This is a genomic window from Segetibacter sp. (assembly GCF_025963695.1).
Classification (GTDB): domain Bacteria; phylum Bacteroidota; class Bacteroidia; order Chitinophagales; family Chitinophagaceae; genus Segetibacter.
Genome location: NZ_JAOQAH010000009.1, coordinates 25676 through 38392, shown reverse-complemented (window position 1 = coordinate 38392; position 12717 = coordinate 25676). Strand labels below are relative to the sequence as shown.

The 12717-nt window shown below is 40.9% G+C and carries 9 protein-coding genes; 3 read left to right on the top strand and 6 right to left on the bottom strand.

Going from position 1 to position 12717, the window contains the following annotated elements; genetic code table 11:
* Window positions 1–46: 46 nt before the first annotated feature.
* Together JWR87_RS00650 and JWR87_RS00645 are read left to right on the top strand one after the other, a co-directional pair.
* On the top strand, window positions 47–2476 hold the full coding sequence (locus JWR87_RS00650; RefSeq protein ID WP_297814576.1) for a TonB-dependent receptor: 2430 nt from the start codon (window positions 47–49) through the stop codon (window positions 2474–2476).
* Between the two features lie 158 nt (window positions 2477–2634).
* Complete coding sequence (locus JWR87_RS00645) at window positions 2635–3918, top strand: PepSY-associated TM helix domain-containing protein (protein WP_297814574.1); 1284 nt, start codon at window positions 2635–2637, stop codon at window positions 3916–3918.
* A 53-nt stretch (window positions 3919–3971) separates the two neighbouring features.
* Here JWR87_RS00645 and JWR87_RS00640 read toward each other — a convergent pair whose 3' ends face one another.
* The 3 genes from JWR87_RS00640 to JWR87_RS00630 all read right to left on the bottom strand — a co-directional run bounded on the left by JWR87_RS00640 (window position 3972) and on the right by JWR87_RS00630 (window position 7036).
* On the bottom strand, window positions 3972–4601 hold the full coding sequence (locus tag JWR87_RS00640) for a class I SAM-dependent methyltransferase (protein WP_297814573.1): 630 nt from the start codon (window positions 4599–4601) through the stop codon (window positions 3972–3974).
* Between the two features lie 24 nt (window positions 4602–4625).
* Window positions 4626–5921: a threonine synthase gene (thrC, locus tag JWR87_RS00635; RefSeq protein ID WP_297814571.1), complete on the bottom strand. Its 1296-nt coding sequence runs from the start codon at window positions 5919–5921 to the stop codon at window positions 4626–4628.
* A gap of 152 nt (window positions 5922–6073) precedes the next feature.
* The gene (locus tag JWR87_RS00630; RefSeq protein ID WP_297814570.1) at window positions 6074–7036 is read right to left on the bottom strand and encodes a homoserine kinase; all 963 of its coding nucleotides are present in this window, start codon (window positions 7034–7036) and stop codon (window positions 6074–6076) included.
* A gap of 25 nt (window positions 7037–7061) precedes the next feature.
* Here JWR87_RS00630 and JWR87_RS00625 point away from each other — a divergent pair, with 25 nt between their 5' ends.
* Complete coding sequence (locus tag JWR87_RS00625) at window positions 7062–7214, top strand: hypothetical protein (RefSeq protein WP_297814568.1); 153 nt, start codon at window positions 7062–7064, stop codon at window positions 7212–7214.
* Window positions 7215–7220: 6 nt separating this feature from the next.
* On the opposite strand, the gene JWR87_RS00620 is transcribed toward JWR87_RS00625, so the two are convergent.
* From JWR87_RS00620 to JWR87_RS00610, 3 genes are all read right to left on the bottom strand, one after another.
* Window positions 7221–8486 carry a hypothetical protein gene (locus JWR87_RS00620; RefSeq protein WP_297814566.1) on the bottom strand — a complete coding sequence of 422 codons (1266 nt, stop codon included), beginning with the start codon at window positions 8484–8486 and terminating at the stop codon, window positions 7221–7223.
* 437 nt (window positions 8487–8923) lie between these two features.
* Window positions 8924–11374: a TonB-dependent receptor gene (locus JWR87_RS00615; protein WP_297814564.1), complete on the bottom strand. Its 2451-nt coding sequence runs from the start codon at window positions 11372–11374 to the stop codon at window positions 8924–8926.
* Between the two features lie 280 nt (window positions 11375–11654).
* Window positions 11655–12527, bottom strand: coding sequence for an alpha/beta hydrolase-fold protein (locus JWR87_RS00610; RefSeq protein WP_297814563.1), 873 nt, complete (start codon window positions 12525–12527; stop codon window positions 11655–11657).
* Window positions 12528–12717 lie beyond the last annotated feature (190 nt).

The window sequence follows — 12717 nt, the reverse complement described above, 5'->3', positions numbered from 1 at the left end:
GATTTCATTTTACCTGACCGTCTTTTGCATCGGAAAAAAACATTTGATGAAAAATAAATTTACCAAAGCTTTCTGCTTATTACTTTGTTTTGGCTGCTTTAGTGCAAATGCGCAAATAGCTATGGTTGCGGTTGAGGTAATAGACGAAATACCGGTTGCTGAAACCGGCACAATAAAAGGACACGTGTCGACAACCGATAACAAACCGGCTACGGAAGTAAACGTTACGATCAAGGGCTTAAACAGGTTTGCCGTTACAGATGGAAACGGAAATTTTGTGTTGAAAAACGTACGAACCGGAACTCATATCATCTCGGTGTCTATGGTTGGTTTGCAGCCAATAGAAAAGGACGTGACAGTGACTTTGGGGCAAACAATTGAACTATCGTACACACTGCAGGAAACTTCAAAACAACTCGATGAGGTGATTGTAACTGCACGTAAAAGCCTGAATGAGAAAACAGTTTCATTAGGTAAAATTGAAATTAACCCAATGGATCTTCCTCAAAGTATAGCTGTTGTTGGACAAGGTCTCATTCGCGATCAGCAGGCATTGCGGTTGAGCGATGTTATTAGAAATGTGAACGGTGTTTACCTGGCAACGACTCGCGGTAACAGCCAGGAAGCTTTTTCCGCTCGCGGCTATGGCTTTTCGAGCAGCAATATGTTTAAGAATGGTGCAAGGGTAAATGCAGGAGCAATGCCTGAAATGAGTTCTTTGGAAAAAGTGGAAGTACTGAAAGGAAGCGCCGCCATCTTATACGGTAATGTGGCTCCCGGTGGAATTGTAAACATGGTAACCAAACAACCGAAATTTAATTTTGGCGGCGAAGTTTCTATGAGAGCAGGAAGCTACGATTTGTATAAGCCTTCGTTTGATGTGTACGGACCCATGACTGCAGGAATTGCTTATCGCGTAAACGGAACCTTTGAATCTGCCAACAGCTTTAGAAACTCCGTTCATTCAAAGCGATATTATATCAACCCTTCCCTATTGTTTAAGTTAGGAAAGCGTACAGAACTGCTGGTGCAGGCCGATTATCTTAATCATGAATTCACACCCGATTTCGGAATAGGCTCTATAAACAATACAACCATCGCTCCTTTACCAAGAGGCACATTTCTTGGCACTGCATGGTCTTATGCTAAAACGAAACAAACCACCGCATCAACAGCTTTGAAACACGAGTTCAATGACTCATGGAAATTGAACTTCACCGGCTCTTATCAAAATTATTCAAGAGATTATTATTCTACCGAACGTGTGCAGGCTGATGCAACAGGCAAGTGGGCAAGGCCTTTGAACAGGACTTTTACCAACGAAGATTATTACATAGCCCAACTTGATCTGAACGGCAAATTCAAAACCGGCTCAATTGCTCACACACTACTTGCAGGTATTGATGCCGATCGTTATTACACCACCAACTACACCTACAACCAACCTACTATTTACGATACCATCAATATTCTAGATCCATCAAAGTTTGCCCGACGCACCGATATTCCGGTTGCTAACAGGGTACGAATGATAAATACCCCAACCAACCGCGTTGGTGCTTATGTACAAGATTTGATTAGCCTTACCAGTAAACTTAAATTATTGGCTGGGGTCCGTTTTTCTTATCAAAAAGCGCTTCCGGCAGATTCTACAAATTTAATTACCGGGGCCAATGCAAAAGGTGTTTCTAAATCTGACCAGGCATTTTCTCCACGTCTCGGCCTGGTTTATCGTCCTGTTGAAACCACTTCTTTTTTTGCCAGTTACTCCAATTCGTTTTCTGTAAATACCGGCACCGATATTCATTTCAATGCCCTTTCACCATCTATTATCGATCAGTTCGAAATAGGTGTAAAAAATGACTTTTTCAAAGGCCGTCTTTCAGCCAATGTAACAGCCTATCGTATAAAAAATAACAACCTGGCACAAACCGCACAGTTTGCTGCTAGCGGCCAGCCAAACAACAACACAGCTATAAAAGAACTGACAGGCGAAACAACAAGCGATGGTATTGAGTTTGACCTGACAGGTCACCCGGTTGCCGGACTTGATATAATAGCCGGCTACAGTTACAACTACATGCGTTACACTAAAACACCTGACGCAAAGGGAAACTATGTTGAAGGCGAACGCCTTGTAAACACTCCCGCTCATACCGCTAATTGGAGTGCATTTTATGTATTTAAGAACAAAAGGCTAAAGGGTTTAAAAATTGGCGCAACTGCTTTTTACACCGGCAATCGTTTTGGCGGATGGAACAACACCATCGGGCAGGCTCAAAACTATTCACGGCTGATCCCTGTAAAAGGATTTACTACCATTGATATTTCTGCCGGTTACAACATCAACAGGATTTCTTTGCTGGCAAAAGTTTCAAACCTTGCCAACACTTTCAATTATTACGTTCACGAAAATTATAGCATCAATCCTATTGCGCCAAGACAAGTTGTTGGAACCATTGCGTACAGATTTTAGGAGTTTTTTTTGGACCCAGCTAAGGAATAGATATTAAACATCGTTGCGTCGCACTCTTGTACTTTTCGACATTCTTTTCATCACACATAAACACACATCCCCAGGTACTTCGAGCTGACAAAATCTCTCTACTCCCTTCAGGGCTGGGGCTTCAAAATATGAAAGCGTTTTTTAGAAACATCCACTTATATCTTAGTCTTGCAGCCGGGTTGGTTATTATGACCTGTTGCTTTACCGGTGCCATTCTTGTCTTTGAAAAAGAATTGCAGGAAGCTTCTCATCACGACCGTTATTTTGTACGGCAGGAAAATCTTCACCTGCCGATCGAGCAGTTAATCAGCAACGTAAGACAGAAGTACCCGGCCGCAAAAGTAGCATCAGTAAAAATTTATCCCAGTCCTGAAAGAAGTGTTGAGGTAGGCGTTTCGATACCTGAAAAAGGAAAGCAGGAAGAAGGCAAATTAACAGTAAAAACTGAACAAAATGCCAGCAAGGAAAAGGAAGCGGGAGCAGGCAGCAAGCCTGCGGCAGTACAAAAAGGAAAACCGGCAGCACCGGCAGGTGGCGAAGGAAGACAAACACACATCGCATTTGTAAATCCTTACACGGGAGAAATACTTGAACTATACAATTACCGAGAAACCTTTTTTTACACCATATTCTCTCTGCACCGCTGGCTACTCGGTGGCAACGACAGCATCGGTAAAACAATAACCGGAGTTTCTACTTTTATCTTCCTGTTTATTCTTACAACAGGAATAATATTATGGTGGCCAAAAAACAAAGCGATATTAAAACAGCGACTTAAAATAAAAACCGATGCAAGCTGGAAAAGGGTTAACCATGACCTGCATTTAGTGCTGGGATTTTACTCGGCCATATTCCTGTTCATTTTTGCTTTTACCGCCTTAGCGTGGTCATTCAAATGGTTCAATAACGGAATCTACACTGTTACCAATTCTTCTATGAAACCTGTTGAACCACCAAATTCAACATACCAGGCAGATAAGCAAAGAATTGGTTACGACTCAGCTTTTGTTGCTATTCAAAAAGCAGCTCCTGATGTTCAGTTCTATATACTCCGGGCTCCAAATGATTCTACCGGTATATTTTCAGCAACAGTCCTTCAAATTGGCGCACACGAATCAGCTGCCGACAATTATTACATCGACCAATATTCAGGCAAGGTGATTGGTAATTTAAAGTTTCAGGACAAGAACCTGGGCCAAAGGGTAAGGTCCACTTTTAAACCTGTTCACGTCGGTTCCATCTATGGACTGCCATCAAAAATTATCGCTTTCCTGGTTTGTATTTTTGGTGTTACGTTTCCCATCACCGGCACCATCATGTGGCTTAACAGGTTGAAGAAGAAGAAAACAAAACAGCTATCGTCAACAAAGACACAAGCAGTTGCTGTTGGAGAAGATGATGAGGAATATTAAAAAGTAATGGTGAGTTCAGAATCCTAGTCAAGCTTTAATACGGTTAGAGTGGATTAGACTTTTTTGAGCAATATTGTCAGAATTCTTGGAAGCTCGTTTCTATCGTTATTATCAAAATACTCATCTATATCTGCCACTGCAAGTCCGTGCCTTTTTGCAGCATTGGTAAAATCAGACATGTGGTGATTAAAAGATTCTACCACCTGTGTTCCATCTTCGGTATCAAATCTTGCTTTACTTCCGGCATATTGTTTAAAGGGATGAAGCTCTCCTATATAAACATGTCCACCCGGAACTAATGCTTGTGAGACTTCTTCGAAAATTGGATCTAAGTTTTCTACATGTTCAAGCACTAAACTAAAAGTTACCAGGTCATACAATGCTGTTCGAAAAGTCCACTCAGAAAGAATGTTTGCCTGTGTGAATTGTACTTTATTAGAAGATACTTTTTCTTTGGCCTTTACAAGCATTTCGACTGATAGATCTACTGCCAATACTTTCTGCGCCTTTTCCACCAGCCATACTGTATTTTTTCCGGTTCCGCAACCGATCTCCAAACAACTATTAAATGAAATTGCCGACAAAACCTTTCTTAAAGCCTTAGCTTCAAGATCTCTCGTTTTGTTGTTGTTTGTGTCGTATTGTTCAGCCCACATATTGTAGGCTTTCTTTACGTCGATCATATAGTTATACTTTGTCTGAATTAATTATGACAAAAGAAACTGTTTGAAAGAATTATAATCCGGCGTCAATTTCACGCTTTCCTTTTTCTTATTTAATATGCCCTTAATGGTTTCAGGTGTTTCAACCTTTTGTCCCGTTATAGGTTCCACCACATCGTAAAACTTTACCGGGTGCGCCGTTTCAAGAATCATCCCTTTGTCGTGTGCATGTTTTTCAAGGTATTTTGCTAATCCCGCGAAAGCTACTGCACCGTGTGGATCGAGTAAGTAATCGTACTTATTATAAACGTCTTTAAGCGTTGTCCTGGTTTCTTCGTCAGTGATGCTAAAGCTGCTGACGACGTTTTTTACTTCGGGATATTCGTGCTTAAACAATTCGAGTATTCTAATAAAATTACTGGGGTTGCCGACGTCCATCGCATTCGAGATGGTAGCTACTGCCTGCTGACTTTTGTAACTTCCGGTTTCAAGGTATTTGTACACGGAGTCATTAGCGTTAACGGCAGCAACAAAATGCTTAACAGGCAAGCCTGTAAGGTGAGCCACCATGCCTGCACAGATGTTTCCAAAATTGCCACTCGGTACGCAAATAACCGGGGGCTCGTCCTTATCAGCCCATTGTTGGTAGCCGAAGAAATAATAGAATTGCTGGGGCAGCCACCTTGCCACGTTGATAGAGTTTGCTGATGTAAGAAATAATTCCTCATTCAATTTTTCATCTGCAAAAGCCTGTTTTACGAGTTGCTGGCAGTCATCAAAGTTTCCGTCAATTTCGATGGCTGTAATGTTTTTACCTAATGTGGTTAGTTGCAATTCCTGTACGCTGCTTACTTTGCCTGACGGATATAAGATAACAACGTTTACACCTTCGATTTCATAGAAGCCACTTGCTACTGCACCGCCGGTATCTCCTGAAGTTGCCACAAGCACCGTTACAGGTTTATTGATGTCTTTTACAAAATAACCTAAACAACGACTCATAAACCTTGCACCTACATCTTTAAAAGCAAGGGTAGGCCCATGAAATAGCTCAAGAGAAAAAATGTTGTCTGTTATTTTAGCGAGGGGAAAATCGAAATTGATCGTTTCAGCAACAATCTTTTGTAAGAGGTCAGTTGGAATGGTATCACCAACAAAAGGTTGAATAGCACGAAAGGCAATTTCCTCTTGAGAATAAAGGTCAATATTCTTAATAAAGTCTTTAGGCAGCTCAGGAATTCGCTCAGGAAAATACAAACCCTTATCAGGAGCCTGGCCTTTTATGGTAGCTTCTTTAAAACTTACTTTTGGCGATTGTTGGTTGGTACTATAGTAAAGCATGATTTGTTTAGAGGAAAGCTATTAGCTGTTAGCTACTAGCTTCCGTGTTTTTTTAGAAAGCCGCTGGCGATTAGTTCGTACCCGCTTGCTTCCACCTTATGTTTTAATTGTGTATTTCATCGTACTTAAAAGCTATAGCTAACAGCTATAGGCTAGCAGCTTACTACCTGCACTCCCGCTGCATTGATAGTTGTTACATAAGTATGATAGGCTATTCCTATTCTTTCATACACATTTTTCATGACAGCCTCTACTACTTTTGCTGTTGTCTCGCTTGTGCTGAGCATAAAAATAGATGGGCCGGAACCTGAGATGCCGCCGCCTAGTGCGCCAGCTTCTTTACATCCTTTTTTTACTTCATCGAAGCCGGGGATAAGAATGCTTCTGACAGGTTCTATGATTACATCTTCAAGCGAACGACCTACCAGTGCTGCATCTTTTTTTAATAACCCGGCAACTAATCCAGCAATGTTTCCCCACTGCTTTATAGCATCTTTTAGCAAGACTTCTTTTCTTAAGATTTGTCTCGCATCAGACGTTCTTACTTCTATTTGAGGGTGAACAACGGTGACAAAAAAATCAGGTGCAGGCAGCGCGATAATATCTAAAGGAAATATTGAACGGATGAGGGTAACGCCACCATAAATACAGGGAGCAATGTTATCAGCGTGTTTTACGCCTGTCGCTACTTTTTCCCCAAACATGGCAAAACGAACCAGGTCTTCATTTGAAAAAATATTTCCCAGTAAGTGGTTGGCTGCTACAACAGCGCCCGCAGCACTTGCAGCGCTTGAACCTATTCCGCTACCTGGTTTAATTAGTTTCTCAATGGTTACTTCAAAACCAATGTTTGCATCTATCTCTTCCAGCATCTCGATCAACGGAGCGCCGGCCGTATTTTGTGCAGGATCAGTTGGAAGCTTGTATCCGTCTTTGCTAATAATCGTTATCTTTTTTTCTTCCAGCAGCCTTACTTCCATAATGTCATAAGGAGCGTTGAGGCACATCCCCAACACATCAAATCCGCAAACCAAATTTGCTACTGTACCCGGCGCATGTACCGTTACCTGTTTTTGTAACGACCCCGGGTCAATGTGCTTCATTTCAAATTCCATGGCTCAAATATAAATACACTTGCCTTTGAAGCTCAAAATTGATTTTTGTGTACAAGTGAGTGACACAACGATGTTGAAGAAAGTGATAGAGCTGGCGCCCAAAAGAATCGGGATATTAGCACCTGAAGAAACCAAAAAGTGGTTGGTAATTAACCTTCCCCGTGTATGGCAAATATAAAGGCTCTTAGAAACCTCCATAGCCATCGAAACGGGGGTTGACGAAATTGTTTAGGATACTTCCGAACCGGAAGTTGACACCAAATGATGTATAGTAATTAAAGTTAGATGCAATCTGCCGCTTTCTTGTTAGAATTTCCTGTTCCGTTCCACCTCCTTTTACCAGGTTTACCTGGTCATGTACAATACTGGCATTTGTGTTTATATAAAACGAAAGAGCGCCGGTAACTCTTACATCCACATGCGAGCTAATGCCCATGCTGTTGAGCTTTCGGTCGTTTAAAAAATTTCGGTAATGCATACCTGTATTAATTGAACCCCATTTTTTGTTTAGCGAGAGTGTTAAAGATAACTGGTGGCCTACAAGCGTCTCCTCAATTTTATTGAAAAGCGTTGTGTCGTAATAATTGAAATGATTTATGTCGACACCGTAACGAAGAACCAGGTATCGGTTGTTTACATCTTTAAAATTGTAGATGTTGTATTCTAAGGAAGGCTTGAAGTAGAGCTTGCGCCGAATATTGCTGAAAGTATTATTTGATAAACTGCCGCGGGAACCGATACTCCAATGCGCTGTAATTGACTTTATTGCGTGAACGTTAAAGCCGTAGTCGCTATTTTTAACAACGTAAGTAGTTGTAGTGTCGCCGCTGGGATAACTATATCTGGTATGATACAAGGCTCCATGCCCGTCAAAATGAACTTTTAATTTGTCGGTAACCCTGTTAGCAGAAATGCTTGAATTAAAGATCCTGGTCCTATACACCTGGTCAGCACTCAACTGGCCATTAACGCCTACGTTGTATACCCAATAATTCCATTTATCTTTTGTGTTTTCCGCATTTTCATTTGCACTGTTTTTACCTTTCATTGCGATCTTTATGTCGTTTCCATAAGCCGTTTTAGCTACGAGCGGTGTAAAGCCGAACATCAGGTAACGAACCATCTGTTCGCGCACGGTTGCAGACGAAGCATTTGGCCTGGTAGTAAAATAGAGGGTGTCGATATAGTCCTCATAATTGTTTTGACCATAAAAATTTAGCTGAAACTGGCTGCCACCACTTCCAAGCCTCTGTGCGGTTATAAGAACGTGCACATCTGCAGCATCCCTGTCAATTACAAAATCGAGAATGTTGATCTCAGTTTTAAAAAAACGCATATCGCAGCCAACACGGCAATCTATATAAACCTTTAGTTTGGCAGTGGTTGTGTCTTGGGCAATAATAAAGGTTGTAGTAAACAGGGCAAAAAAAAGGAATGGCGCTTTAAGCATCTCGTTGTATATAAATTTCTATCTATGTCTACAAACGATACTCCACGCGTCGTATCCTTATGGTTACTACTTGTACATCATTCGTTATTAAGACCTTGGGGGCGGCGCAGCCGCTGTAAGGATATTCCAGGAGTTATGGGTTAATAAGGCATGCTGATAACTTGAGTAAAATCAGCCGCATAATGATGACAAAAAACAAAAGAGGGTATTGGGAGCTTTGCTATTAACTGCGCTGGTTGCGGGGCTTAACAGCCTATAAAAAGTACACGTGAGTGACACAACAATGCTACATAGCAGGCCAAAAGCTAAGTACAAAAAAGCTAAGAGAACATGCGTTGAAGGCTTTTAAAAAGCGGGCTTTTGTATAAATAATAAAGTTCCTGCAAAGAGGAACTTTATTATTTATACTTATCTATCAACGATTGCTAAACCAGGGCTTATTGTCCGCCACTTTTTACCCTGTTTTGCTCATCATTGGCGCCGCCTGTTTTCCTGCGCTCCGAGGGAATGTTTGATTTGCCAAAACGGTAAGTGAAAGTAAGGTTATACTGGCGGCTATCTCTTGTATTTTTTACAAGTACATCTACATCACTGTACTTGGCATACCCACTGAATTGCTGTGTGTTAAGCATGTCTCTAACCCCAAATTTCAGCGTGCCTTTTTTCTTAATTAATTGCTTGGAAATAGCGGAGTTAACAGCACCCATTGGGTTAGCAAGTATTAAACCCTCAACACCTTTGCTGCGATACCAGCCACTTACCTCGGCATTCCAACCCTTACCTAGCGTGAAGCTGTTGGTAATATTCGACATTACACTTGTAGTTGAGATGTTTACAGCATCGCTTTGATAAGTACCGGCATAACGATTATTGAACACATTCGTATAAATGTTAGCATTCCACCATTTTTTGATTGGAATGTTTGCCATAACGGCTACACCAAATTGTTTCATACTACTGAAATTCTCTCTTGTCTGGTAAGTAGTTTTCTTTTCGGTATCCTGTTTAAGCAACTGGGTTATAATATCGTTTGTTTGTGTATAGTTGATGGTGGTGGTTAAAAACTTATTGTACGTATGACTTAGCTCGAAATTATTTGTGAACTGCGGTTGCAGGTAGGGGTTGCCCTGCGAATAAGTAAGCGAGTCGATAAAGTATACGAAAGGGTTAAGGGCATCGTAATCAGGACGTGCAATTCTACGGCTATAGCTTAGGTTAACCTGGTTTTTTATGCCTGCGGCATATCCAACTCCAACATTAGGAAACAGGTTGGTATAGTTACGATTGAATGTTGAGTCATTCTTAATCTGCCGACCCTTAGATGCAGTGTTCTCTAATCTTAACCCTGCTGTTAAATCCCATTTCTTTAGTTTTTTAGAAACAATTGCATAAGCAGCGTTAATATTTTCTTTATAGATAAAATGATTGCTTCTGTTATCGAGGCTCCATCCGTTGCCGCTGTTTCGAAGGTATTCGACCTGGTTATCCGTATTTACAAAACTTGTTTTAATCCCGCTTTCAAGCCTGATGCCACTGGTGAAGGGATGTATGTAATCGGCTTTAGCACTATAAATTTTTATTAATGAGGGAATGGTACCTGCTAAACTTACAGTTTCACCGTTCTTGACATTTTCTGCATTAAAGCTTTGGGTGTTTAAATTGTTAGTACTACGGTTGTTATAATATGCATAATCAGCATCAATACTTAGTTCACGGCCGGTTGAGTCAAAGGTGTGTTTGTAATTGGTATTAGCCGATAGGTTTTGAGAGTTTGACTTATTGTACACATCTGACCTTAGCTTGTAAAGTACCGATCCCCTTTCGTCAGTCACATTTGAATTACTGTTGGGGTCTTGCTGGTGCACATTAAAATTGCCGTTTACTACAAATCCTGCAACATCTTTCTTAGAAAAATAATAGTCAACACCTGCCTTCACACTTTGGTATTCGCCTTTAAAGTGTGTCATTGAAATTTGATCGCCCATGCCGGCGAGTGTTTTATGGTCAACTCCGTAAAACTTGCGCACAATGTTTAGCCTGTTATAACCCTCGTAAGTTCCGGCGTTTACTCCCCCAAATACATTGAGTTTGTTGTTGCGGTAATTAAGATTGGTACCTGCGTTAAACCTGCTATAATAGCCTTGAGTATAGCCTGCGTTAGCGCTGCCATTCATGCCTTTTATGTTACCCTTTTTTGTTTTGATATTAATGATCCCGGAATTACCTGCTGCATCATATTTCGCAGGAGGATTGGTGATGATCTCTATCTGGTCGAGGTTGCTGCTTTGCATATTCTTTAAAAAAGCAGCGAGGTCTGTAGGGCTCATGTATGTTGGCTTGCCGTCAAGAAGTACCAATACGCCTTGCTTACCTTTCAAACTGATATTACCGTCGTTATCGATAGACACACCCGGAGATTTTTCCAGCAACTCAAGTGCGTTTTGACCAGCGTTTGTAGGAGAAGCATCTACGTTTAGTACCGTCATTCCAGGCCTTTGTTCTATCATCGGCCTTTTAACCGATACTGTAACTGCACTTAAAGTTTTAGACTTTGCAAGAAGCCTGGTAGCAGGTAACGTAATCAAAGTGTTGGATGCGCTTAACTCCACTACATTCGAAAAAGCAACCTGGTGGGCCACAGCAGAGATCGAAACCAGGTATTTTCCCTCATTTATGTTTTCGAAACTAAAATTTCCGGCTTTGTCTGAAGCGCTGATTTTTACGAGCGAAGAGTCTTTAGCTCTCAATAAGGTAATGTTAGCCGATTCAATTGTTTTCGTATTTACGTCTGTTACGGAACCATTTATTTTACCCTTTACTTGTTGGGCGAAACCTGTTGTCGACATCGCTGTTAAGACGAATATCAGGATGGGTATTATTTTTTTCATACTACTGCTTTTATTATTGTTAGTACTTGTTATTAAAGATTACAGGACAAAGATGAGTACTATGCAATATACAGTAGCTGGCTATAGGATGGACGGCCCTATTTTTCTATAAGTGGTAATGGTAATAAAGAAAAAGCAGGGAGAAAAGGAGGAGGAGGTAAAGCTTGAAAAGAAAAAAAACAAGGTCTTTTTGTACTTAGCTGTACAACTTTTTTCAACATCGTTGTGTCACTCACTTCCACGGTTCAATAAGGTTGGGCAAACCGGCGCGCGGCCGTTGCTAAGGAACAACCACACCATTCGCTTTTAGAATTTTATAAAAAAATGCAACATGATAGGGTAAAGCGTTCTCCCAATAATCCCATGTGTGCCCGCCTGGTCTCTCCGTATAATCATGAGGAGTCCGGTTGTAAACAAGCCGGCGATGAAGCTCCCGGTTCGGTTCGATAAGAAAGTCATCAACGCCAATGTCTATGATCAGCGGTAAATTATTCGTCTTCATTTTATCAGCCATGTTTACAACAGAGTTATCAAAATAGAGCGTCGTCAATGTATCACGACCTAAAAGTTTTTCAAAACCCGTACTTACCCTGGTAATAAATTCTGCGGGAATTTTCCAATTTGCTATTTTCAAATCCAGGGCACCGCTCATACTGCCGGCAGCCGCAAACAAGTTTGGATGACGGGTAGATAAATATAAAGAACCATGTCCTCCCATCGACAAACCTGTTATAACCCTTCCTTTGTTGTTTTTTACGGTGCGATAAGTATTGTCAATTTTAGAAATTACCTCTTCTGAAATGTACGTTTCAAATTGGTTTGTTTTATCCAACCGACTATTTAAATACCAACCAAACGTTTCACCCTCGGGCATAACAATGATCAGGTTGTACTGGTCAGCCAGGTTTTTAACCAACATTTTATCAGGGGTTGAAGTAAGCCAATCTCTGAAGTGACCAACACCTCCATGTAAAAGATAGAGAACAGGATAAGCCGCCTTATTTTTAACATACGAAGCGGGAAGGACTACCGCTGCTTTGTAAGTCTTACCCATTGCACCACTTGCAATGTCAATAGAGTCTACGGTTGCTGCAATGGATGAAAAGCTTTGAGCTATAAGTAGAATACAAAGAAATAATAGGGCTTTTTTCATGTTACTTTAATTGTTAGGGAACGGATTTTACGCCGCATGTAATATATTAAATTTTTAATTCCTGAGTGCGGATACATTCTTTCTTTTACCGGCCCTGGCAAACTGCTTTTTAAAATATTGGTCATCTGCTTTCCCGAAATGCTTTTTACTTAGCTTTAGCCTTCTTTTTTTAACCTTCTCCAAAACATGT